This is a genomic window from Secundilactobacillus similis DSM 23365 = JCM 2765 (genome assembly GCF_001311075.1).
Lineage (GTDB): Bacteria > Bacillota > Bacilli > Lactobacillales > Lactobacillaceae > Secundilactobacillus > Secundilactobacillus similis.
The window spans coordinates 1-24,334 of the sequence record NZ_BBAD01000047.1 but is presented as its reverse complement, the minus strand read 5'-3'; the positions used below and the strand labels follow the sequence as shown (position 1 = coordinate 24,334).

Annotated in this window: 17 protein-coding genes and 3 pseudogenes; all 20 read right to left on the bottom strand. The window is 47.8% G+C overall.

Annotation, left to right across the window (positions count from 1 at the left end; translation table 11 throughout):
• Positions 1-591 precede the first annotated feature (591 nt).
• On the bottom strand, positions 592-1,644 hold the full coding sequence (locus JCM2765_RS10750; protein WP_054736703.1) for a DUF1002 domain-containing protein: 1,053 nt from the start codon (positions 1,642-1,644) through the stop codon (positions 592-594).
• Between the two features lie 90 nt (positions 1,645-1,734).
• Positions 1,735-2,481, bottom strand: a complete 747-nt coding sequence (locus tag JCM2765_RS10745) for a serine hydrolase (RefSeq protein ID WP_054736701.1) — start codon at positions 2,479-2,481, stop codon at positions 1,735-1,737.
• A complete protein-coding gene (locus JCM2765_RS10740; protein ID WP_054736698.1) occupies positions 2,478-3,368 on the bottom strand; it encodes a C40 family peptidase in 891 nt (296 codons plus the stop codon). The genes JCM2765_RS10745 and JCM2765_RS10740 overlap by 4 nt, the downstream gene beginning before the upstream one ends.
• A 14-nt stretch (positions 3,369-3,382) precedes the next feature.
• Complete coding sequence (locus JCM2765_RS10735) at positions 3,383-4,468, bottom strand: mandelate racemase/muconate lactonizing enzyme family protein (RefSeq protein ID WP_054736696.1); 1,086 nt, start codon at positions 4,466-4,468, stop codon at positions 3,383-3,385.
• A gap of 97 nt (positions 4,469-4,565) precedes the next feature.
• The gene (locus JCM2765_RS10730; RefSeq protein WP_054736694.1) at positions 4,566-4,862 is read right to left on the bottom strand and encodes a helix-turn-helix domain-containing protein; all 297 of its coding nucleotides are present in this window, start codon (positions 4,860-4,862) and stop codon (positions 4,566-4,568) included.
• A gap of 8 nt (positions 4,863-4,870) precedes the next feature.
• Positions 4,871-5,266, bottom strand: coding sequence for a cyclic nucleotide-binding domain-containing protein (locus JCM2765_RS10725; RefSeq protein WP_054736692.1), 396 nt, complete (start codon positions 5,264-5,266; stop codon positions 4,871-4,873).
• Between the two features lie 181 nt (positions 5,267-5,447).
• Positions 5,448-6,446: a carbamate kinase gene (gene arcC, locus JCM2765_RS10720; protein WP_054736690.1), complete on the bottom strand. Its 999-nt coding sequence runs from the start codon at positions 6,444-6,446 to the stop codon at positions 5,448-5,450.
• 175 nt (positions 6,447-6,621) lie between these two features.
• A pseudogene (gene argF / locus JCM2765_RS10715) lies at positions 6,622-7,649 on the bottom strand (ornithine carbamoyltransferase).
• Positions 7,650-7,670: 21 nt separating this feature from the next.
• Positions 7,671-8,906 carry an arginine deiminase gene (gene arcA, locus JCM2765_RS10710; RefSeq protein ID WP_054736688.1) on the bottom strand — a complete coding sequence of 412 codons (1,236 nt, stop codon included), beginning with the start codon at positions 8,904-8,906 and terminating at the stop codon, positions 7,671-7,673.
• A gap of 825 nt (positions 8,907-9,731) precedes the next feature.
• Positions 9,732-9,917 (bottom strand): hypothetical protein, encoded by a 186-nt coding sequence (locus JCM2765_RS10700; RefSeq protein ID WP_054736684.1) that lies wholly within the window; start codon positions 9,915-9,917, stop codon positions 9,732-9,734.
• A 243-nt stretch (positions 9,918-10,160) separates the two neighbouring features.
• Positions 10,161-11,178: pseudogene (gene rbsR / locus JCM2765_RS10695) on the bottom strand (ribose utilization transcriptional repressor RbsR).
• A 294-nt stretch (positions 11,179-11,472) separates the two neighbouring features.
• Positions 11,473-12,468 carry an aldo/keto reductase gene (locus JCM2765_RS10690; RefSeq protein WP_054736682.1) on the bottom strand — a complete coding sequence of 332 codons (996 nt, stop codon included), beginning with the start codon at positions 12,466-12,468 and terminating at the stop codon, positions 11,473-11,475.
• A gap of 206 nt (positions 12,469-12,674) precedes the next feature.
• On the bottom strand, positions 12,675-13,580 hold the full coding sequence (gene murQ / locus JCM2765_RS10685; protein ID WP_054736679.1) for an N-acetylmuramic acid 6-phosphate etherase: 906 nt from the start codon (positions 13,578-13,580) through the stop codon (positions 12,675-12,677).
• 671 nt (positions 13,581-14,251) lie between these two features.
• Positions 14,252-15,896, bottom strand: a pseudogene (locus JCM2765_RS10680) (peptide ABC transporter substrate-binding protein).
• Entirely contained in the window at positions 15,889-17,355 is a 1,467-nt protein-coding gene (locus JCM2765_RS10675; protein WP_054736677.1) for an amidase, read from the bottom strand. Before JCM2765_RS10675 ends, JCM2765_RS10680 begins: the two are co-directional and overlap by 8 nt.
• A gap of 157 nt (positions 17,356-17,512) precedes the next feature.
• Complete coding sequence (locus tag JCM2765_RS10670) at positions 17,513-18,499, bottom strand: ribose-phosphate diphosphokinase (protein ID WP_054736675.1); 987 nt, start codon at positions 18,497-18,499, stop codon at positions 17,513-17,515.
• Positions 18,500-18,669: 170 nt separating this feature from the next.
• Positions 18,670-21,246 (bottom strand): SF1B family DNA helicase RecD2, encoded by a 2,577-nt coding sequence (gene recD2 / locus JCM2765_RS10665; protein ID WP_054736673.1) that lies wholly within the window; start codon positions 21,244-21,246, stop codon positions 18,670-18,672.
• 23 nt (positions 21,247-21,269) lie between these two features.
• Entirely contained in the window at positions 21,270-21,983 is a 714-nt protein-coding gene (locus JCM2765_RS10660) for a tetratricopeptide repeat protein (protein WP_054736671.1), read from the bottom strand.
• 14 nt (positions 21,984-21,997) lie between these two features.
• Positions 21,998-22,678: a histidine phosphatase family protein gene (locus tag JCM2765_RS10655; RefSeq protein ID WP_054736706.1), complete on the bottom strand. Its 681-nt coding sequence runs from the start codon at positions 22,676-22,678 to the stop codon at positions 21,998-22,000.
• Between the two features lie 136 nt (positions 22,679-22,814).
• Entirely contained in the window at positions 22,815-23,939 is a 1,125-nt protein-coding gene (gene mnmA, locus JCM2765_RS10650) for a tRNA 2-thiouridine(34) synthase MnmA (protein ID WP_054736668.1), read from the bottom strand.
• Positions 23,940-24,334: the final 395 nt, after the last annotated feature.

Sequence of the window (24,334 nt, the reverse complement as noted above, 5' to 3'; positions counted from 1 at the left end):
TTCCCGAAAATCTATCATGAAGGCCAAACTGTCGCACGCTGACAATTGCAAGCATCTCAGCAAGTGTTGGATGGCAACGTAACGACATCGAGTCAGCAGTACGTTCAAGCGAGTTGAGTCAATGTTCAGGATAGACTTGTTCATCACAGAAATGACGACTACTGAACAATTGTGCTGTTTACCGAGTTAACATCAATCGCTGTCATACTGTAGCATGACGTTCAGTTAAGCACTTGAGATGTTCTACGATAGTGCCGAATTGCGCCAATGTAAGATTTCGGTAAGTGGCTAGGTGGATGCTGTGTCGCGATGATTGGTGGTTGTTGGCGTTCTTCCGACAACCGCCAATCATCGGGGACAAATGTAAGACTCGCACGGGGTTTGGCGAGGCTTACATTTGAGGTCTGAGACCGCTCTTTGGCTCGGACCGGCCCCACAGCAGGAACCTAGCCGCTTACCGGAATCGACAGTTCAAGCAAATCACGGCACTTCACAAACTAACAGCAACAATGCTTACGCTGTACACAAACGTAAGTAAACAAAAAAACCGATCAGCTCATTCAGCCAATCGGTTCACTACTATATTAATTGTTAAAACAAATTCGTAAAGAAATTAACGATTGCTTGCCAGATTCGGTTCAAGAAGCCCATGATGCCGCTAGTATCAGCGGAACTGGCAAAGTCTTTGATTTTAGCCATGCTATCACCGACTGAGTTCTTTAAGTTGTTGGCAACTTGCTTGGCATTATCAACATAACTAGACGTTGATGAGACTGGTGCTTTTTGAACCGCACTCAAGGCAACTACCAACTGGTTAATGACAGTTGTTGACGTCTGTGATTGAATACCTTGCTTAGCTAAGGCTTCGTCCAGCATCTGTTTAATTTCGGCCTTTGTCGCATATTGGTTATCATCTTGGCGTTTTTTGGCCAAATCTGATGATACATCACCCACGGCCGACATCAACTTCCCTGGGTATTTTTTATCACTTGAATTTTGGTTGATTGCTGGTTGGGTTGCTTCCAGCACGCTATTGGCAGCTTGAGTGTTTTGCTGGTTCAAAGTTAAGCCATCCGCAGCCAGCGCCTTATAAACGCCCGTTAAGGCCGATTCACCGGAAACCGCCTTATCAGCTGTCACGGTAATGATCACGTCTTTAACCCCCGCCATTGTTGCAACCATGGCATACTGTTGCGACGTCACCTGTGTAATGTTATCCGCGCCGTTATATTGCGCAATATTGACCTTCACGCCGGAACCCGGATCAGCCGGTGCCAATGAAACGGAGCTGATCATGCTAGCATCCGTTGTGCCCGCAGAATTGATATATGTCGCATAGTCCGATCCGGTTACCGTTAAACTTTGATAATTGGACTGAACCCCCAGTGCTTTCGCAACGGCGTCCTTATCCTCTGAAGCTAAGCCGGCGCCATAGGCAACGTACGGCTTCGAGAGAGCTTTGGTTTGGACTGCACTACCACTGTCATCGCTACTGCTATCGCTGTTAACATCACTGTTTGCAGTGGTGCTAGTCGTCGTAGTATCAGCAGTTGCCGTATCGGCATGAACAAGTTGTGGTACGCCAGTCCCTAGTAAGAGTAATAGTGCCCCGCAAATCAGGCCAGTGCGAACCGTCGTTTTCATTCTTATTCCTCATTTCACTTTAGGTTATGCCCAGTGTAGCACGTTCTAAAAAAGGCCGCCGTTTCCGGTAGTCTTCTTAACAAAACTATATTAATTCTGTAACGCAGTCGCCAGTTCAGCACCAATGGACGACAGCAACGTTAACGCATCTTGGCGGTGTTCAAACCCCTGCGTTAAAATCGCAACGTCAAACTGTCCAGATGTCGTCTTAAATCGAGCAACATCGTGATCAATCAACGGACCTTCGCCCGTTTTATTTGCCACTTGAATCGTCGAAGTGGTTTCATCAAAACTAGCTGGTAACTTATAACGAAACTGCTGGTTTAACAACCACGGCAGTACAACAGGATGTTCACGTAACAGGTACCGCAAAATCCCCACCGCATCCGCCGCTGAGATCTGATTTTCATGGCCAGCGGCAGCCGCAGTACCATCCATTAGTAACCGATTCAGCTGCGTTTGTTGAAAGTGATGCGCAGCTAACCACTGATTCACCGCCGGCATCGTGACAAATTCAATCAACAAATTGGTCGCGTAGTTATCCGAAACCGAAATCATGAGTGCCATCACATCGCGTAACGGCATCGTTGTGGCATGCAGGAGTTGTAACACACCCGCACCACCCACTTTTGGCGAAAGTGTCATTGAAATGGGTTGATCAAGATCTGGCTGTTGGTCTAACAGCGTTGCTAAAATCGCCAGCTTAATCGTTGACGCTGCTGGATAGCTCACCTGTTCGCGAGTCGCCCAGATGCACTGCTCACCCTGCCAAACACAACCGGCAACTAACGGCTCATACGGCGCCACTAACGTCGTCAACCGATTAGCTAAACTCATCGCCAATACCTCCGAGCAGCAACGTACTCGGGTGCGTACCGCATCTCCGTCAATTTCGCGATATCGACAGATTTACCCGGCGTCCGAGACTGAATCATCCGCCCGTCACCGTAGTACATCCCTACGTGGTGCACATAGCCTTTACCATGTTCATAAGCAAAGAACAGTAAATCACCTGGCATCAGATCTTCAGGCGCAACTGGTTGCCCGCCTAAACGTTGATCATCAGCATCCCGGGGAATATCAAACCCCAGTACCCGGTGCAACGTGTACATAAAGCCAGAGCAGTCGAATCCGTAAGGTGATATACCAGCCCAGAGATATCGAAGCCCCATAAATTGTTGGGCCATATCAACCATCTTGGCACCGTTATTGTCACCCTTTGCGGTAACGACGATACTCGTTTTTTCGATGTAGCCATCACCAAGGGGCGTTGCAACCTTGATCCAGTCGCCATCAACGGCAATTTCGCTGAGTTCGGTACCCATCGTAATTTCAAAAATCGGTTGCTTTTCCGCATCATACAACGTGGTGAATGGCACGGCAATCCGAAGCCGAGAAGTGGTTGCTGGATAATCAACCGTTGTCGCTGATAATAGCTTTAACGGTAACCAGCCCTTGTACCCTCGTGGATCCGAATCGTCTTGCTGGCTCGTTAAATAAACCTGGGCCCACGACCCCTCTACGTGAGCAAGAATCACCTCATCGTTAAACGTTGCCTGAGTCTCCAATCGCTTAGCGTCACACAAATCGATTGTCTGCTCATCAGACATCTGGGCAACCCACTTCTTCGTTTCGCCCGCTAACGCCAATTCATCAATTGACCGCGGCTTATCCGTACCGGTCCACATTGTGGCAACGGGTACGATCACGCGTCTGGTTTCCATTCTCCCTCACCCCATTACTTGGTTTCAAATTCAATACCGAGACCAGCGGCGTCCGGAATCGTAATGAGTCCGCCCTGGTGCGTAATACCGCCAGTCGTCGGTTGATTCTTAAACATCATTGCAGCGTCTAAATCATAGTAGACGATATTTTGCTTAGCAGCTGCCATCTGAGCCGCTGCAGTCACTGAAACTTGTGACTCGATCATGCTACCGACCATGCATGGTACTCCGAAGGCGGCCGCGAGCGTATTAATCTTAAGTGCATTATCAATGCCGCCAGCCTTCATTAGCTTTAGATTAATAATATCACAACCCGCCATTTTCAAGAGTCGTAACGCATCTTTGACGGAAAAAATACTTTCATCGGCCATGATTGGAATCGGCGTCCGGTCGGTCACGTAGGCCATACCTTCAAAATCGTCCGCTGGTACTGGTTGTTCAACGAGCTCAATGTCTAAGCCGTCATCAACCATCTGGTTAATCGCCACCACCGCTTGCTTGGCACGCCAGCCCTGATTAGCGTCGAGTCGTAACTTAATATCCGGACCAACTGCTTCTCGAATTGCGCGGACCTGTTTTAAATCTTCAAATGGTGACTGGTTGCCAACTTTCACTTTTAAGGTATCGAAACCTTCAGCAACTAACGCGGTTGCGTGACTCACCATAGCATCCGTTGTCCCAACACTAACGGTATAATCCGTGCGAACTTGGGTGCGATAACCGCCCAGATATTCGGCCAGCGAAACGCCCGCATGCTTGGCCAATAAATCATTCACTGCAATGTTCAAGGCAGCCTTGGGACTGTGATTACCCACAATCCCGGTTTCAATCGTCTGCTTTAACGCCTCCGCATTACCTAATGACGCCCCGATCACCTTGGGTGCTAACACGGTCTCGATTGCGTAACGAATGCTTGCACTGGTATCACCAGTAATCGCCGCAGTTGGGGCAGCTTCCCCCAAACCGACCACGCCATCTGAATCGGTGACCTTCACTAATAAGCTTTCGGCGGTCGTGACCGTCCGAAGCGCCGTCTTAAACGGTGACTTTAACGGCACCGCAATTGGAAATACTTGAATTGATTTAATGGTTGCTGACATATGAACCATCCCTCTTCCTCTCATTACTTTATTACCAATTTATCATAAATAAGAGCTAACTTCAGCCACTTTCATAAAATCGTGCTTGAATCAACCGTTATTTTGTTAACGCACCTAAAACTGACGGTGAAAACCGGAACCGTTTCCGCTGATAACTGATGGTTCCAGCCGCAACCAGCTTATTCACGACTTGCCCAGCAGTCTCTCTGGTCGTCCCACTAATGTGCGCCAGTTCAATCAACGTCATCGGGTACGGAATTTCGATTTCGGTCTCGTTGATTGGCTGACCAAGGTCGGTGCCCAAAATTAAAAGCGCCTGCTGAACGCGTCTGGCAGCACTTGAAGTCACCATTCGCTGTAACCGGGTTTCGGTCCGTTCAATCAACTGACTCATTTGGCGAATCACCTGCTGACTGACGCTCGGTTTTCAGCCACAACGGTTTCAAAATCGGCCATATCGAACACCGCAATCGTGATTGGCGTTAGCGCCATCGCAGTGTAGGGATAATCCGGATCTAAATCAAGCCCGCGGTACGGAAACGCTTTTTGTGCCTTGACGTAGTTGATGAAGCTAAAACTACCGCTGGCATCCACCCGTTCAAGCCGGATGACGCCCTTAATCACGTAGTAAAACCGGTCCCGGCGGTCACCCTGATCAAACAAAATCTGCCCCTTGGCATATTGTTTGACCTGTAAGTGGGTCGTTAATTGATCAAACTCCTGTGTTTCGAAGGCCCTAAACTCTGCTTGCTGCTTTAAAAATGCCCGGTACGTCGTCGTTGATTGCGTTTGAGTCACGATTGATTGCCCGCCCTTTCGCTATGTAAAAACAGGTCACCCCGCCGGTAATCCCGACGACGTCACCTGTTTACTCATTCATTGGTACTCATCATTGTAATGGGTTACTTCTTGCCCCATTATACCGCGGTTAAGTCTCGGAGGGAAACCCCAACCACAGCGTGCTCAATTCATTCAACGATCAATCATGGGTCGTTGTCGTGAGTTCATCATCAGGGCGCGTCGCATCACGCACATCTGCTGAAATGACCGTGCCACTCCCAGTTGCTAAAAACTCACCAATGTTTTCTAACGACGTCACCACTGCCTGACCAGCTGGGCGATGTTCAACGAATTGAATTGCCGCTTCAACCTTCGGGAGCATGCTCCCCTTGGCAAATTGATCTTCGGCAATGTAACGCTTCAAGTCACTGACCGACACCTGCGTTAACCGCTGTTGGGTGGGTTGATTAAAGTTAACGAAGATGTGATCTACCGCTGTTAGGATAATCAACAGATCCGCGCCAACGAGTTCGGCCAATTTCTCCGATGCAAAATCCTTATCGATTACGGCTTCTCGACCAACTAATCGATTTCCTTCACGAACCACTGGCACACCACCGCCACCAACTGAGATTGGCACGATTCCCGCTTTAACCAGTTGGTTGACCACGCCAGCTTCCTTCACGCCAATTGGGCGAGGTGACGCTACCACCCGTCGATAACCTCGACCGGCATCCTCAACAAACTGCTGTTCTGGATGAGCAACCTTCAGTTCATCGACCGCGGCTTTCGTATAAAACGGTCCAATCGGTTTCGTGGGGTGCTTAAAGGCTGGATCATCAGCACTGACTTCAACCTGTGTCACCACGGATGCAACATCAACTTCAAGGCCGTTTTCAGCAATCACTTCCGCCATCGCGTTTTGCATCCAGTAACCGATACTGCCCTGAGTCATTGCAACGGCTGTATCGAGGGGCATCGGTGGATTCTGTTCACTGGCACCAGCCGCTTGTTGTAACAGTAAGTTACCGACTTGGGGCCCGTTGCCGTGTGAAATAATGAGTTGATCACCCTGTTTAATGAATTCCACTAGGTATTTTGCCGTCGCAAGTAGTGCTTGCTGTTGCGCTTGGGCGGAAGCATCGTGTGCTAAAATGGCGTTTCCACCAAGGGCGACCACAATTTTACGATTTGTCATGAAAATCAGCGTCCTTTCTGGATTGTCATTGAATCTGCATTATTGATTATCGTTTTGGTTAAACAAAGAGCCAAGTGACGTTGTCCGCTCACCTGGCTCACTGATTGACTTTAATCCGAGATTACCGGAAATGGCAGTCTGCGACCAAGTCTCATTAGTTGACTATCCGTTAGCGTTAAACGCGTGGGATAAACAAATTGCCTAAGGTTGCAGCCATGATTGCTTTGATGGAGTGCATCCGGTTTTCAGCTTCTTCAAACTGACGACCATACTTGCTCCGGAAGACTTCATCCGTAATTTCCATTTCAGTAATACCGTATTTAGCTTCAATTTCCTTACCATATTCAGTGGTTGTATCATGAAAGGCTGGTAAGCAGTGCATCACGATCAATTGACCATCAGGGGTGCCCGTCTTCTTCAACGCTGCCATGTTCACTTGGTAAGGGGTCAATAACTTAACCCGTTCTTCCCAGTTACTTTCACCCATTGATACCCAAACGTCGGTATAAATGATGTTGGTGCCCTTCATACCTTCGTCAAGGTCATCGGTGATCAAAATATGAGCGCCGGATTCAGCCGCAAACTTGTTGGCTAACGCTTCAATTTCTGGCGCTGGGTGTAATTCCTTTGGCGCTACGATGTGGATGTTCACCCCAAGAATCGCACCGGTTACAAGCAGTGAGTTGGCCACGTTGTTCCGGCCATCACCCATGAACGTTAACGTTAAGCCTTTCAAGTGACCAAAGTTTTCCTTAACGGTCATGAAGTCAGCAATCATTTGAGTTGGGTGCCATTCGTCGGTCAACCCGTTCCAAACTGGCACGCCAGAGAATTCAGCTAATTGTTCCACCGCTTTTTGGCTAAAGCCTCGGAACTCGATACCATCAAACATGCTGCCAAGAACCTTGGCCGTATCTTCAACTGATTCCTTCTTACCAAGTTGAATATCGTTGGCGCCAAGGAATTCAGGGTGAGCGCCTAAATCAATCGCAGCGGTCGTGAATGCTGACCGAGTTCTTGTTGACGTTTTTTCAAACAACAGAGCAATGTTTTTGCCTTCCAAGTAGTGGTGTGGAATCCCCGCTTTTTTAAGGCCTTTAAGTGTAACCCGAAGTCTACCAGGTACTCGAGTTCAGCCGCTGTGAAGTCTTTTTCAGCCAGTAGTGACCGTCCTTGAAAAACGCTATTTTTAAAGTCTGTCATAATAATGATCTCCTTTTCGATTTATAGGTCTTCACGAACAAGTGGCATACTCATACAACGTGGGCCGCCACGACCCCTTGATAGTTCGCTGGAAAGCACTTCCAGTACCTTGAGACCATGTTCGCGGAGAACTTGGTTTGATACATAGTTTCTATTATAGGTAACTACCACGCCGGGGGCAATCGCTAATGTGTTCGATCCGTCATTCCATTGTTCCCGATCGGCAATTAATGGATCGCCACCACCCGTTGGAATTAAGTCGAGGTCGTCTAGATTTAACGCCTGTTTAAGCACCCGTTTCAAATCACGGTCGTGCTCAAGGTGTAGTTCACCGTCATTGCCAAGCGTAATCGTCCAAGTATCAATTTGACCACCCTCGCCCAAAATCCCGGGATGTACCGTAAATTGATCTGTGTTAATCATCGTAAATACGGTATCCAAATGCATCATGGCGTGGTTGTGCGGAATTCGAATTGCCAGCACTTTTTCAAAACCACTATCTTTGGCAAACAGGTTACGCGCGATATCTTCGATTGCATTGGCAGATGTCCGTTCCGAAACGCCGATAGCAATCACGGTATCACTAAGAACCAGCTCATCACCACCTTCGATTCGAGTCGTTTGATTCCGATCCCGCCACACGTTCACGCCTTGGTCGGCAAAGCGTGGGTGGTGGTTAATGATGGTTTCCATAAAGAGTGATTCCCGTTGCCGAGCTGGGAACGTCATGTGATTAATACTAAGGCCATCACCGATTGAAGCTGCCGGATCACGGGTAAAGTACAGGTTTGGCATTGGATCCATGAAGAACGGATAATCCTGTTCTTCAGCCGCACTCACGAGGTCGAGTGGTACAAAATCCAGTTCATTTTTACGAACGCCAGCCATAATTTTGATCACCATTTCTTGGGTGGTCATCGACAGCAAGTAATCTTTTAACACATGGTGTAAGATACCAGCCGCATAGCCGGATTCCGCAAGCATTTGAACTAAAAAGGCATCCTTAACGGCCTCACCACCAGCATCTAATGCTTCAGCAGCCAATTGTTCTAAATACAAAACTTCAACATCGTTGTCCCGCAGCGTTGACGCAAAGTGATCGTGCTCCTGTTGGGCAACTGGTAAGTAAGGGATATCATCAAATAGAAGACGGGGCATCATTTCAGGTGTAAAGTTTTCAACTTCAGCGCCAGGCCGTTTCAACATAACAACGTCTAATTTACCGATTTCAGATGTAACGTGAATTGGGGTTTTCATAGTGCGTCCCTCCTATCTCTTTTGAACAACTTTATGATAAACCGAACACCAACCCACTATCTGGAAGTTGGTCACATTCAAAATGTGAAATCGGTCACACTTTAATATGTGACGAAAGTGTGACTTTGAATTATGACGCTGAGGCCTAGTTTTAACCGTGGCCGTCATAAAATATTCACATTTCAATGCGTAAAATTAGAGAATTAAAATTAGATTAAAATAACAATTTCAGCGCAAATCAGTGTTAAATATGGGTTAATCGTATAATGTTCATATTTAATTCACACATATTTCACATTTTATTTATGTATATTAACGATTTTTCACTTATTTTTGTATGTTGGTTTACGCTTGTGTCCAGCGTAAGCATGTGTAGTTTGTGAAGTACAGTGATGCTGGTTTTCTATAGTGGGAGGATGCCGCGGGAGGCTCCGGCGCTATGCGAGGCTGGAGCGCAGTGGCGGGCCTACGAGCTAGGAATGGGCAAAAACCGCCCATGCCGGATCTCTCCGGACCCGCGTATGACTATAGCACTCGCGGCCCGAACCCCACGAACCACGACTGCTTAAGTCATACCGACACTGCTGAGCCTCGCGCGCCTCCGCCTCCCGCTACAGGGTGCGCTGTCGGTAACAGAACTGTTGACTGTCACAATCTGAAGTTGACGGAACTGCGTGATGATAACGTTAGACAATTACTCGACAACTGCAGACGTGTAACCGCAATGAACCCACGATTGCATAAAACTAAATCTGCCAGTTATGCGCTACGTTCACGTGAACTTAATGCAGTTGTGCTGATATTCAGCCATCTCAACATGAACCGCTAATTGCTGATCAATTTGGACGTTTGTCGAATCAACGCCAGTCGTTGTAATCCCGTGACTGAACGTGCAGTTAAGCGCTTGAGATGGTCTACAATGGCGGCCAATTGTGCAATATGAGATTTCGGTAAGCGGCTAGGTGGATGCTGTGTCGCGATGATTGGTGGTTGTTGGTGTTCTTCCGACAACCGCCAATCATCGGGGACGAATCTAAGACTCGCACGTTTTTTGGCGAGGCTTAGATTCGAGGGCTGAGACCGCCCTTTGGCTCAGGCCGGCCCCACAGCTGGAACCTAGCCGCTGACCGGAATCGTAAGCCCACGCAAATCACCGCACTTCACAAACTGAACAGTAGTATGCTTACGCTGGACACAAGCGACAGCAAAAAACGCGATATCAACTAACACAGTCAACATCGCGCTTAACAACTATTAATCCTGTTCAACCTGCTTTGCAATCACGCTATCCCGTTCAATCAGTTCCAACGGTAATTGCTTATCTTGATGCATCAACCGTGGATTTTGAATCCGTTCGATCAACAATTCAGTCGCAACCTGCCCCATTTCAAATGCCGGTTGGTGAATCGTGGTTAATTTTGGTGTGATGAAATCGGCGAGATCGATATCATCGTAGCCATAATTGAAATATCGGCCGGAATCCGAACGCCGCGTTCTTGGAAGCCCCGGTAAACACCAATTGCCATTTCATCGTTGATGGCAAAAATCGCACTCGGTTTCAAACGGAGTAGCTCATCCGTTGCCTGATAACCGCCCAGCTTCGTCATCGGTGACTGAACCACCATTTCATCCGGTAGTGATAAGCGATACTGCTTCATTACGGATCGGAAACCGTCGATTCGTTGCTGGATGTTTTGGGTGACCTGTTCACCCACCAAGAGGGCAATTCGGCGATGTCCAGCGGCCAGCAGGTATTTTGCCACCATTTGGCCACCCTTATAGTCATCGACCCACACCCGATCCCCGATTTGAGCATCGTTTTGATCAAATAAGAGGTATGGGATGCCGTTTCGCGTTAGAATGCGATCAATATCATTGGCGTCCAACGTTGCACTGGCGATGATAAGGCCGTTAGCCGCCCGCTTAATCAGTTCTTCCAGATACATGCTTTGCAATTCCTGATTCTGATTGGCATCAAAGATAATCGGAATAAACTTATTATTTTGAGAGGCCTGCTGAATCCCCTTAATAAACATGCTGAAGAACGGGTTCGCTAAATTAGGCACTAATACCCCAATCGTCTGAGTTGAGCGCATAATTAAATTACGTGCGTTATAATCCGGCACGTAACCGAGTTTTTCTTGAAGTTTCAGACCCGCGCTTTGGTATCGCTGCTAAAACGGTCACCCTTCCCGTTTAAAATCTGTGAAACTGTCGTGACAGAGACCCCCGCTGCTTCGGCGAGATCTCTGATCGTTACTTTTTGTGTCACGGGTTGCCTCCCACTGCCTAAGCTAGCCAACTAAGTCCCCTTGATTGACTAGCTTATCGCTTTCGTATATCCGACTTAACCAACTATTGGCACGTCGTTATTAATGATATTGTACCCGCATTTAGCCGTTCAAGCAATTTAACCTTAATCTGGTTTTAAAAAATTCACCAGCTTAATCGGTGTCGTCAGCGCATCCGGTAGTCATTCTTGGACAATTTTCTGCGAATGACTACTATATTATAAATAACGTCGGTGATCCTTCATTTCAGATCACCGACGTTATTCATTCTTTATCTAAGCCTTTAAAATTGCATCGATTCGCTCGCGTTCATCCGCCGTAAAGTTCAGGTTTTGAACCGCCTGCAGATTGTCTTCCAAGTGTTTAACCTTTGAAGCGCCAGTGACAACGCTCACCACAACTGGATCCTTCAGTAACCAAGCTAATGCCATTTGGGCCAACGTCTGGTTCCGGTTTTGTGCCATGTCGTTCAACTGATTTAACTTGTGCGCTAAAACGTCACGGCCTTGATCCATCACGTTGGTGCTACTCCAGTGAATCTGGAAATCTTCTGGAATCCCATCAAGATAACGGTTGGTCAACAACCCTTCAGCTAATGGACCGTATGCCACTAACCCCAGATTATTTTCGCGCAAGGTATCAAGTACCCCATCGTTTTCCACCGTATCGCGGTTCAGCATGTTGTAGGAAAGCTGGTTCACCACAAATGGGGTGTGTAATTCCTTAAAGGTTTTCAAAATCGCCTTCGTCTGCGCATCATTGTAGTTGGAAATACCAACGTACAACGCCTTACCAGAACGAACAATACTATCCAACGCTTCAGCAGTCTCAGCTGGATCCGTATTGGGATCAAACCGATGGCTATAGAACACGTCAACATAGTCAAGCCCCATCCGTTCCAAACTGCCATCAAGGGCATTGATCAGCGTTTTACGGGAAGACATTTCACCGTATGGCCCAGGCCACATGTGAAAACCGGCCTTGGTAGTGATGACAAGTTCATCACGGTGAGCCTTTAAATTCGCACGGTAAACGTCACCAAAGATGCGCTCCGCTGCACCAGAACCAGGGCCATAATTATAGGCCAGGTCATAGCTAAAAATGCCGCTATCAAACGCCTTTAGAATAATCTTTTCACTATCAGCGTAATTTGCGTCTTCACCAAAGCTGTGCCACATTCCAAATGAAACGGCTGGCAATTGTAAGCCTTTATTGCCTGCCCGACGAATCGGCATCCGACCGTCGTAACGATTAACATCTGCCTGATACATGATTGGTAACTCCTCTTCTCTCTTACTTAAGGTACCTTTCAATTTTAAAAGGCATTTTGAACAGCGTCAACCATCTTTTCAGTCCAAGGAGGCAAACACCGTCAATATTGAGGTATACCAGTTCAAGTTAACAAACAAATCGACGACTCGAAATCAGTATGCCACCTAATTTCAAGTCGTCGATTGTTAATTAGTCAATGTTAACGTTAGGCTTGTAAGCTCAACTTAACCGCATCACTCACGTGACCACCGGCCTGCTCTAGCAAGGCCTTCGCTTCGGCAATCGTTCCCTTGGTTTCGATTAACAAAATGGCCAGTGGCACATTGTTATCTGCGCGATCCAATGCCCGTTCAGCCGCCAACGTTGACGTTTGGGTGGCCGCAGCAATAATTCGCTTCGCCCGTCGTTTGGTCTTCTCGTTGGTTGGAACCACGTTGATCATTAAGTTTTGGTAAACCTTCCCTGACCGAATCATGATGCCGCTAGACAGCATGTTGAGCACCATTTTTTGCGACGTTCCGGCCTTCATTAAGGTGGCACCAGTAATCACTTCAGGACCAACAATTGGACAAATTGCGACGGTTGCGTTTTCTTGTAGCGGACTATCCGTGACACAGGCAACGGCAATCGTTAACGCCCCAACACTCTTAGCATACTTAAGTGCCCCAACCGTGTACGCGGTTGCACCACTGGCGGCAATGCCGATGACGATATCCTTCTCGTTTAATTCAACCTTCTTGAGGTCTTTTTCGCCTAATTCAGCTGAATCTTCTACACCTTCAATGGTATTAAACATGGCCTCAGGGCCACCCGCAATAATGCCGAAGGTTTGGGATTCTTCCAAGCCATACGTTGGCCGGAGTTCAGTTGCATCAAGCACGCCCAGTCGACCGGACGTCCCGGCACCGATGTAGATCAACCGACCACCAGCATCAAACCTTTTCGTTGCTAGCGTAATTGCCTGTGAAATTTGGGGAAGTTGTTTTTGAACCGAGCGGCCAACCCGCTGATCTTCCCGATTAATAATCTCAACCATGTCAGCCGTATCGACTTGATCAATATGAGTTGAGTGTCGGTTTCGTTGTTCAGTTAATAAGTCTTCAAAGTTCATCGTCAGGTTCCTCCAATTAGCAACCAGCAGCTTTAGTGAAAATAAATTCAAGCCAATGGTATCGCTTTCATGTTATCCTATTTAGGTATACCATGTTTCAAGAAAAATTTCAATTTAAACTCGACAGACTGTTAATTTTTCAATCAAATTTGAAAAAATAGCTTGACAACTTTATTATTTGAAAGCCGTTCCGAAGCTCAGTGAAAAATTGAAAGGTTACGCCATTTTGTATGTGACCGTTTTAACAGCTGACTTCGGTTGATGAAACTAAAGGTGGCTTTTTCAGGTTTCACTTACGTTTGTGTCCAGCGAAAGTGTGCGGAGCGAGACGGGTTGAGAGCAGTGTGCAAGGTGACATCGGTGAAGGCGCCCGGGCCTGGCGGGTTTACCGGACTCGCCTTACATGCAGCTCTCAGTCTCGCGCAGCACCATTCGGCGTGGTGGCCAGAAAGCGCGTGGTTGACAAGCTTCTATAACTTCAGGAACCCTGGAAATAACAGTTTAAGTGGCGCCGAATTTTGTAGCCTGAACGAGCGCTTTTCAATGCGGCTTTGGCGAGCGAAGCGACGACAAACAGCCAACACCCAAATCGCACTCAACCCTTACGTTGAACACAAGCGTAAACAAAAAGCGCCACCCGATTTCCATCAAGTTGACGCTTAAATCATCGCTTATTTAGTTACATAAACTTCTTTATACCCACGACTCATCCCAGCTGGATTCCACACGTAACCGTGGACCGTTGGCCGCCATAGTTCGGCAGTTGCTGGTTGGTACAATGGAATGACGCCTTGATCCTTCATCAACACTTTTTCAGCGTTGACCAAGTCATCATAGCGTTTTTCAGTGTTCGTAGCATCCGTGGTTGAAGAAGCCTTGATCAACTTATCAAACGTGGCGTTTGACCAGTCACCGTTGTTGGTTGAGTTACCAGTTTGGGCTAATGCCAAGAAGTTGATTGGATCAGCAAAATCGGCACCCCATGATGACATGACTAAATCAAACTTACCACTGGCAGACCGGGCTAACCGGTTCTTATATGGCACGTTTGTGATGTTGACCTTCAACCTGGTAAGCGTTCCAATTGATCTTGAAGGTACTGGGTCGTCGTCTTGGCTTGATCAGTGTCATCACTCAATAGATCTAACGTTAACGTCTTTTGACCAACTTGCTTCATTCCGGCAGCCAGAGTTTTTTGGCATTAGCCAAGTCATAGGTCACACCGGATTTAACGTAGGCATCATCTGCAAAATCAGCCTTAGTCTTTGGGTTTTGCGTCAGGTTAGTTGAAACAAAGCCCTTAGGTGCAGTGGAGCCGTCACGAAGCACCTTGTTCGCTAATGCTGACTTGTTGATCGCTTGGGCCAACGCTTGGCGAACCTTCACGTTCTTTAACGCCTTAACCCGCTTTTGGTTCATTTGAAGGTACATCGTTGAACCACCCACAAATTTTTGGAAACCAGCCGTTTTAGCGTAGTTGGCAACCTGCGTTCCAGAAAGTGGTGTTACATCAAGTTTCTTTTGGTTATACAAGTTTAACCCAGTACTTGGGCTCTTCACAACTTGGAAGTTGATCGTGTTCAAATGCACATCGTGCTTATCCCAATAATTTGGGTTCTTAGCAAGCTTCCACGTGTTATTCGTCCCAGTCCAACCAACTGACTTAAATGGTCCGTTATAGGCCGTTTTTTGGCTTGTCGTCCCATATTGACTTCCATACTTTTCAACAGCGGATTGTTGTTGTGGGAAGAAGGTTGGGAAGGCCAACAATAACTTGAAGTATGGTACTGGTTCGCTTAACTTCACCACTAAGGTTGTTTTGTTAGGTGCTGAAACCCCTAACTGGTTGGCACTCATCTTCCCCTTAGAAATCGCATCGTAGTTCTTGACGCCTTCAAACAGGTAAGCATAGCCCGCTGCCGTCTTAGGTGCAACCACCCGGCGCCAAGCGTAAACAAAATCCTTAGCCGTTACGGTCTGACCGTTGTTCCACTTATCGTCATCCCGTAGTTTAAAGGTGTACGTCAAGCCGTCTTTTGAAACGGTTGTGTGAGTCGCCAACGCATTTTCTAATTTAGAATTCTTACCTAACCGGTATAACCCTTCATCAGTATGGTACAGTTGCGTTAAACTGACAGATTCAGATGCTTTAGCCGAATCCAAGGTTGACACGGTTTCGGTCGTACTTAAGTTGAGGACTTGTTTGTCCGCCAACTGCTTGTTGGAGCTGCTTTGCTTTGATTGACCGCAGGCTGCTAACGTCATCACAAGTGCGACGCTACCAATGCCGGCCAATACTTTCCCTAATTTAACCATTATATTCCCCATCCATCATCTGAAATTGGTTCTCACGTTCAAATAATCGTGCTACCTGCAGCAATAACTCCTCTCGACCCTTGTTGGCCGTTAATTGAACCCCTAATGGTAACCCAGCCGCCGTGACATGGGTCGGCAAACTAATTGCGGGTTGTCCCGTTAAGTTAGCCTGCTGTGTAAATGGCGACCGCGTTAAAGCTGGCAACCACTGATCATAAATCAATTGTTGCTGATCACGGGGTGCCAATTGTTCAATTTCACGAAGCTGATCAGCGTGAGCCGGACTGATCAGCGGATCGTCCACCCGTGGTGCCGAGTCGGCGGTCGTTGGTGTCAGGTACAAGTCATATTGTTCATGGAACAGAGCCATAGTATAGCCAGTTTGGTCCCATAATGCAAGCGTTTTGCTGTAGTCGGCCGCACTAATGTGTTTACCAGTTTCTGCCAGTGCCCAAGTGAGTGGTTCAACTTCGTTCTTAGCAACCGGTCGTTGTAAGCCAGAACCAATTTCATCCAGCATGGCGGCCGTCTCGCCCGCATTCATGGCATAGTAACTTCTCATCAATGCTACGCCATCGACTTGTGGCCGGGCCTCCGTGACGTTAAAGCCGTGATCACTTAAAAACTTAACTGCGTCCTCAACCGCCGCAACGGCCTCCTTCGAAACGGGGGTGCCAACGGGTGACGTCGTACTGTAAGCCACCGTTAATCCCGGGTGCAATTCATTTAGCATTCGTAAATAACCAGCCGAATAAAGTGGCGTCTGGAACGCTGCTGCCGGTTGCACCACCTGCATGGCATCTAACAACGCCGCAGTATCTTTAACCGTTCGGGTCAGCGCAAAGTTGATAGCCGCCCCTTGCCAAGAACGCCAATCACCAGGTCCAACGGGCACTCGACCACGCGTCGGCTTCAGGCCAATCAGTCCCGACCAACTGGCTGGAATTCGAATCGAACCACCACCATCACTAGCAGCCGCTAACGGCACCATCCCACTAGCAACACTCGCAGCGGACCCACCACTAGACCCACCGGGTGAATAGAACCGGCTCCATGGATTATGAGCGTTCCCGTAAAGTTGCGAATCCGTGATGTTTTTAAACCCAAATTCCGGAACGTTCGTTTGACCCAAGATGATGAAGCCTGCTTGCTGTAACCGTTGAACGAAGAAGTCCGTGGACGCGGCTACCGAATTAGCCAATAATCTCGAGCCACTGGTATTGGGTGTGCCGGCCAATGACTGGCCTAATCCCTTGATCAATATTGGCACGCCTAAAAAAGGCTGTCCTTTATCCTGCAAAGCCGCCGCTTCTGCAAGCGCTTCCGTTTGACGAGTTGCCGTTACCGCGTTTAACCGCGGATTCATCTCGGCAATTCGGGCATAGGCGGCTTCAGCAAGGTCAACGGCTGACACCGTTCCGTTTCGAACTTGTTCAGCTAACTTTAATGCTGATTCCATGTTACCAATCCCCTCTGTCAGTAGTATTCACCAAGCTCGTAACGACAAAACGACCCCACATGACCGTCTAGTCACGTGGGGCCGTTCCCTTTCCGGGTATGTGTTTATCCCGGTTTGCCGCCCGTTTCGGCTAGCTACTGTTTAATTATAGTTCACACTAAGCTTTCGTGTTTTCCCGTTCTTCGTTTAAGAAAAGCGTTCCGACACTTTGATCCGTATAGATACGACGAATGGCGCGCCCCATCAAATCACCGACGGAAATGATCTCAACTTTGTCAAAGTTCTTCTCGTCTGGTAACTGAATTGAATCAGTCACGATCACCTTTTTAAGTGGTGACGCGGCCATATGTTCCACGGCATTTTGGCTAAATACTGGGTGAGTTGCCACGGCGTAAATATCGTTCGCACCGGCATTCTTCAAGGTCTGGGCTGAAATTGAGATTCGCACAGCCGTATCGATAATGTCGTCAACCAAAATAGCGTTCTTACCGGCAACTGAGCCAATCACGGCATCCGCGTCCGTGGTTGACTTGTTGGGATCCCGGTTATCAATAATCGCAAGTGGTGCGTGTAATAAATCGGCCATCCGACGTGCCTTCGAAACCCCGGCATGATCAGGTGAAACAACCACGAGGTTCTCGAGTAAATCATGTTCGTAGAAGTAACCTGCCAACAGTGGCGTTGCTTCTAAATGATCCATTGGAATATCGAAGAAGCCTTGTAGTTGCGCCGCATGCAAGTCTAACGTGACAACGCGGTTCACACCGTCTTTTTGTAACATCGAGGCGATCAACTTGGCCGTAATAGGTTCACGTGACCGGGCCTTCCGGTCAGCCCGTGAGTAGCCGTAGTAAGGAATCACAACGGTTACGGAGTGGGCACTGGCCCGCCGAACAGCGTCGACCATGATCATTAATTCCATTAAATTGGTGTTAACGGGATCTGAGACCGATTGAATCAAGAAAACATCCGCACCCCGGATGCTTTCATCGACCGTAATGGCAATTTCACCATCACTAAAATGCTTGATGGTTGCTGCCCCCAATTCAACACCAGCAGCAGCGGCGATTTTTTCCGCTAATGGTCGGTTGGAATTAAGTGCAAACATCTTTAACGGGTGTTTTGCTTGAGTTTGATTTGGCATAGTTAACCTCCAAGGTTTTGTGGCTCATCAATGTTTTTGATCGGTTAACCGATCGTTGCTTTTTCATTGGCTATTATCGCAATTTTTAAGGTAGCGTGCAAGCACTAGCGGGGATTTAACCCCAATTGTTCAACTAGAAAGTGACCAGTTGATTGACCAACTAGTTAGCGTTAATTCAATTCAGGCGCACCCATAAATGACTTAGGCGTGATACCCTTCATCCCAATCATCGGATCGATTTGACCGCTGTTGATCAACGCAACGGTTAAGACCCCGTCAGGAACAGGTGCCGGTTGGCTATCGTCAGCCGATGTTGTCTGGACCGATTCTGGTTTGGATCGTGACGATTCAGCTTCTTGGGTCGGCTGTGGCACTACCGGTTCAGCCGGTTCAGTCGGTTGACTGACCTGATCCGCTGAAGCCGAGTCTTCAACTGGTGTGACCACCATTTCGGCCGGCGTCGTCATCGTTGCCGTTAAGCGTTCAACCAACGCAGTCTGCCGATTAACGGACTGCCGGCGAACGCTTTCTTCAAACGCGCGTCGTTCACCCAAGAGGATCAGGGTCGTTTTCGCCCGCGTTACAGCCGTATACAGTAAATTACGCTGTAACATCCGCGAATACTGCATTACCATGGGTAAAATGACCATCTTGAACTGGCTCCCTTGCGCCTTATGGATCGACGTACAGTAAGCCAATGTCAGGCGATTCCAATCTTGACGACTGTAAGTGACTTCTGTTTGGTCAAAGGCAATCGTCAGCTGATCGGTCTTTTCCTTATTCCCCTTGTCCTTCGCTAAGGTGATCCCAACGATTTGGCCAATATCGCCGTTGAAGACGTTGTTTTCTGGACTATTAACGAGGTGGAGCACTTTATCACCAATTCGAAATAACTCGCCACGGAAGTTGACTTCCTTGGTTTTCTCACTAGTTTTGGGATTCATAATTTCTTGAATGATCGTGTTCAGTTTGGTGATCCCAGCAGGACCGCGATACATCGGCGCTAAAACCTGCACGTCCTCAGCATCAAAGCCCTTTTGCTTGGCCTTACCAATAATCTGTTCGATCACTGACGGCATCTGGTACGCATTACACTGAATGAACGAACGATCAGCCTGATTTTGATCAAAATCCGCTGGTAACCGCCCCAGTTTAATCTCGTGGGCCAGTGGAATGATCGATGAATCATCCCCCTGCCGGTAAATGGTGTTCAATTCCATCGCTTGGACTCGTTGACTTTCAAGTAGGTCAAAAAAGACACGCCCAGGACCAACTGATGGTAATTGGTCCTTATCACCCACCAGCACAATTTGCATGCCGTCTGGCACGGATTTAAGGAGGGTCTTAAACAGGAAAACATCGACCATCGACATTTCATCGACGATCAATAGTGACCCCTCCAGATCTTTCGCCATAACCTGATCGTTGTTTTCACGCCCGGTCAATCCCAGTAAGCGGTGAATCGTACTGGCCGGTAAACCAGTGGTTTCACTCATTCGCTTGGCTGCCCGACCAGTTGGCGCTGCCAGCAAGATTGGGAATGGCTCATCCTTATACTGGTTAATATCGAGTGATAATTCGTGTAATTTGGCGTACAAGTTGACGATCCCATTAATGATCGTTGTTTTCCCAGTTCCGGGTCCCCCCGTTAGCAAGAATAGCGGCGATTGAATGGCAGCTAAAATGGCGGCTTCTTGCGACTCATCGTAAGTGATACCCAAATTTCGTTCAACGATTCGAGTTTGTTTTTGAACCACGTCATCGCTAAATGTCTTGGGTGCATCCGCATTTGCCAAACGGTTGAGGTGTTCAGCAATCTGCCACTCGGCATCGAACAGGTTCTTCAAAAAGATCCGATCACCATCACCCACAACCTTTTGCTGCCGACCAAGTTCGAGTAACTGATCAGCCACGAGTTGCGGATTCACCATGGTGTTTCGGCTACTTTGAAGCAGTTCAATCGTCCCATTAAGCAGCGGTTTAGCCGTTGTGTAGGTGTTACCACCGGACATCGCCAACTCATCAAGTTCTTGTAAAATACCGGCCTGCAACCGTTGCGGCGATAAGGCCTCGATACCCAATTGCTCAGCGATTTGATCCGCTCGCTTAAAGCTGATGCCGTTAATATCTTCGACCAATTGATAGGGATTTTCCTGAATCACACGCAGGGTATCTTGTTTGTAGCGTTCGTAAATCGCACTTGCGAGCGAACTCCCGAAGCCGTACCCGTTTAACCCGATAATGATCTGTTCCATTCCGTTGTTGGCAGACAAGTTATCCAGCAACGTTTCTTTAACGGCCGGCTTCAGGTTCAGCGGATCTAACACTTCCGGATCCTTCATAATCTGATCAATTGCAGTCAGACCTAAAAGAGCCACAATTTTTTCAGCCGTCCGCTTCCCCAACCCTGGAAAATCATCACCAGAAAGATAGGCGACGATGCCTTCCTTAGTTGTCGGTGCTTCATTTTGGTAGTTACTGGCTTGAAACTGCTGCCCGTACTTCGGATGATCCACAAGTTGACCAAAGAACCGGTACGGCATCTCCTCCGTAATATCAGCAAAGTTCCCGGTCACCACGATTTCATCACCGTGCCAATCAAGGTTCGTCGACTGCACTTTAACCAGCAAAACTTTATAAAAACTGTCTGGACTTTCAAAAAAAGTGGCAGCGACTTTGCCAACAATTGCGGCCGGTTCTTTAGCGGCGTCATCTGATTCAAATAAACTCAGGTTTTCACTTGCCATGGTGCCCATCCCTTCACATCAAGTTAGTCAGCATTCGGTTTGTCCGTTTTTTTCTTGGTCAACAGCGTCTGAATGTCCGCCAATCGTGACTGACCGTTGTCGTAGTACGTTTTATCTAACCGTTTAGCGGCCTCAAAAAAGTCGGTTGCATCATCACCAAGCACTACCGCTGTAATACCCCGGTCAAATTGCGCGTGGCCGTTTTTAGGGTCACTCGCTAACGTGCGATCGTAGTAATCAGCCGCTTCTTTAAAGTTACCCAGTGCCAATAAATTATCCGCAATCAGTTGATTGACCGCTGGATCTTGTTGGTGGTTTTGGCCAGCCGTTAACGCAAACGCCAGTGCTGTTTTATGGTCGTTATTACCCATATAGCTTTGCGCTAACATCAAATAAGCATCGCTCTTCAGTTGGTCATCCTTGACCTGACTAAACTGAGCAATGGCCTTTTGATACTCACCTGCCTCGTAATAGACGTTACCTAAGCCATAGGTTAACGTATCCTTAGCTTTACGGCTCTGGTCGGCAAATAACCCCAGTGCCTTCATCATTAATTCTTCGGCTTGACTATAACTCTTCAAGTTAACCAACAACGCCGCTAGATCATAGTAGGTGTGATAGTTATTTGGATCATCATCAATTTCTTGAATCAACCGGTGCATCAATTGCTCGGATTCGCGTTGTTTCGCGTCCCGTTTCGCCTTTAATGCCGCTTGATCTGGCGTTTGTTCACTCATCTTGATTACTCCTCTTAAATAGTATCCGTTGCGTCTAAGTGGCGCTTTAAATAATCCGTTTTATTCCATTCGATCAATTGGAAACTTGCACCGTGATCGGTGGTCTCTAAAATTGTAGTTGAGGTATTGCTTAACCCACCCCGGTCGCGTAAATGGGCCAATGGCGTGCCTAATAAAGCGTTCATTTCCGCATTTAACGCCGCACCGTGACTGACGATCAACACGTTTTGATCCGTCGTATCATGTGCGCGAACAATCGTTTGAATTGCCGGCGTCATTCGGTCGATCAATTCCTGAAAACTTTCACCGCCAATGGTTACTGGTCGGTAATCAGCCGGGGCATTTCGAAACGCATGAAACTCCTCTGGAAAAGTTGCTTGAGCTTCTTCAAACAACATCCCTTCCATTTTACCAAGGTGAAATTCCTCTAGGCGACTGACTAAACTGAGCGGTATTTGGCCTGGTAAATTGGCCAAAACAGTCCGGGCTGTATCCCGAGCACGTTTGATTGGACTGGCATAAACGTGCGCAAATTGGAACTGCTTCAAGTAAATGGCAGCCTGTTTAATTTCCTCATAACTTTGTGGTAGTAACGGTGAATCGCCACCGGCCCCTTGATACCGTGATTCTAGGTTCCATTCGGTCTTGCCATGGCGTAGGAAAAATAGTTTCAAGTTAACTCCCTCTCTACTCATCGGTTTCTGAAAAGCGTTATGTTTATTATGACAGCTTTTCGGAGGGGTTACAAGCCGGAGCGTGGCGAACAAACCGCTTTCATTTTAAAAATCCAAAAAGACGTGCCTCCTTAAAGAAGACACGTCTCTCTCATAATTATACGTACTGTAACTGACGACTACGGCTGTAGGCAGCGTCAATAATGGCACTCCCTAAGCACTCTGCGCCATCGTAGAACACAACGGCCTGTCCGGGCGTAATTGCGCGAACGGGATCGTCGAATTCAACGGTGACTTTTTGGCCGTCATCTGACAAGTGAACGGTAACGCCCGTATCAACTTGACGGTAACGGAACTTAGCGGTGCAGTGGAAGTCTTGACCGCGGTCAATTGAGTTGACCCAGTGAATATCAGAAGCTTCCAAGTGCGTGGCGTAAAGGTGCTCGTTGTGATACCCCTTACCCACGTACAAGATGTTCTTCTTCAAATCCTTACCGATAACAAACCATGGCTCGTTATCCTCACCATCACCACCGATACCAAGTCCTCGACGCTGACCGATCGTGTAGTACATCAGGCCAGCATGCTCGCCCTTCACATCACCATCAACGGTCATCATCTTACCAGGCGTAGCTGGCAGGTACTGACCCAAGAAGTTCTTGAAGTTCTTCTCACCAATGAAGCAGATCCCAACGGAATCCTTCTTGTGAGCCGTTGCCAAGCCGGCTTCCTCAGCCAATTGACGAACTTCTGGCTTTGTAATGTCACCAATTGGGAACATGACGCGATCAAGTTGCTCAGTTGATAACTGACTCAAGAAGTAAGTCTGGTCCTTGTTGGTATCAACCGAACGCATCAAGTGCATGTGACCATCTGCATCCCGGTTCAACTGGGCGTAGTGTCCAGTGGCAATGTAATCCGCCCCAAGATCCAACGCATAGTCCAAGAACGCCTTGAACTTAATTTCTTTGTTACAGATCACATCAGGATTAGGTGTCCGGCCCTTCTTGTACTCGTCCAAAAAGTACGTGAAGACACGGTCCCAGTACTCCTTTTCAAAGTTGACAGAATAGTACGGAATGCCAATTTTGGCAGCTACCTTCGCCACATCCTTGTAATCTTCGGTCGCCGTGCAGACGCCGTTTTCGTCAGTATCGTCCCAGTTTTTCATGAACACACCAACGACATCGTACCCCTGCTGCTTTAACCGTAATGCGACAACCGACGAGTCAACCCCGCCGCTCATGCCGACAACGACACGCGTTTGGCTGTTGTCTTGCATTAAAAATCACCATCACTTCTGTTTAGATTCTGGAGAATCCACGAGTTGAAGGTCGTAAAAATCCAGTAATTATGAGTTTACACGTGGCGCTAACTTTTTGCAAGGATTGGACCTTATTCCGGTAGTGTATTGTGTTTGGTTACTGTCGTTTGTGTCCATCGTAAGTGTGCGGAGCGAGACGGGTTGAGAGCGGTGTGTAGGGGCACTTCGGTGAAAGCGCCCGGGCCTGGCGGTTTTATCGAAGTGCCCCTACATGCAGCTCTCAGTCTCGCGCAGCACCATTCGGCGCGGTGGCCAGAAAGCGCGTGGTTGGCAAGTTCCTACAATGTCAGGAACCCTAGAAATGACAGTTCAAGCGGCGCCGTATTTTGTAGCCTGAGAGCGCCAGTTTTCAT

Bases quoted from the DNA above. Each gene is read 5' to 3' on its own strand.
- arcC (WP_054736690.1), bottom strand. From the start codon at position 6,446: ATGACAAATCGTAAAATTGTGGTCGCCCTTGGTGGAAACGCCATTTTA.
- JCM2765_RS10745 (WP_054736701.1), bottom strand. From the start codon at position 2,481: ATGAGTTTAGCTAATCGGTTGACGACGTTAGTGGCGCCGTATGAGCCG.
- murQ (WP_054736679.1), bottom strand. From the start codon at position 13,580: ATGAACTTTGAAGACTTATTAACTGAACAACGAAACCGACACTCAACT.
- JCM2765_RS10675 (WP_054736677.1), bottom strand. From the start codon at position 17,355: ATGGAATCAGCATTAAAGTTAGCTGAACAAGTTCGAAACGGAACGGTG.
- mnmA (WP_054736668.1), bottom strand. From the start codon at position 23,939: ATGCAAGACAACAGCCAAACGCGTGTCGTTGTCGGCATGAGCGGCGGG.
- JCM2765_RS10670 (WP_054736675.1), bottom strand. From the start codon at position 18,499: ATGCCAAATCAAACTCAAGCAAAACACCCGTTAAAGATGTTTGCACTT.
- JCM2765_RS10740 (WP_054736698.1), bottom strand. From the start codon at position 3,368: ATGGAAACCAGACGCGTGATCGTACCCGTTGCCACAATGTGGACCGGT.
- JCM2765_RS10735 (WP_054736696.1), bottom strand. From the start codon at position 4,468: ATGTCAGCAACCATTAAATCAATTCAAGTATTTCCAATTGCGGTGCCG.
- JCM2765_RS10655 (WP_054736706.1), bottom strand. From the start codon at position 22,678: ATGAGTAGAGAGGGAGTTAACTTGAAACTATTTTTCCTACGCCATGGC.
- JCM2765_RS10730 (WP_054736694.1), bottom strand. From the start codon at position 4,862: ATGAGTCAGTTGATTGAACGGACCGAAACCCGGTTACAGCGAATGGTG.
- JCM2765_RS10660 (WP_054736671.1), bottom strand. From the start codon at position 21,983: ATGAGTGAACAAACGCCAGATCAAGCGGCATTAAAGGCGAAACGGGAC.
- arcA (WP_054736688.1), bottom strand. From the start codon at position 8,906: ATGAAAACCCCAATTCACGTTACATCTGAAATCGGTAAATTAGACGTT.
- JCM2765_RS10690 (WP_054736682.1), bottom strand. From the start codon at position 12,468: ATGTATCAGGCAGATGTTAATCGTTACGACGGTCGGATGCCGATTCGT.
- recD2 (WP_054736673.1), bottom strand. From the start codon at position 21,246: ATGGCAAGTGAAAACCTGAGTTTATTTGAATCAGATGACGCCGCTAAA.
- JCM2765_RS10750 (WP_054736703.1), bottom strand. From the start codon at position 1,644: ATGAAAACGACGGTTCGCACTGGCCTGATTTGCGGGGCACTATTACTC.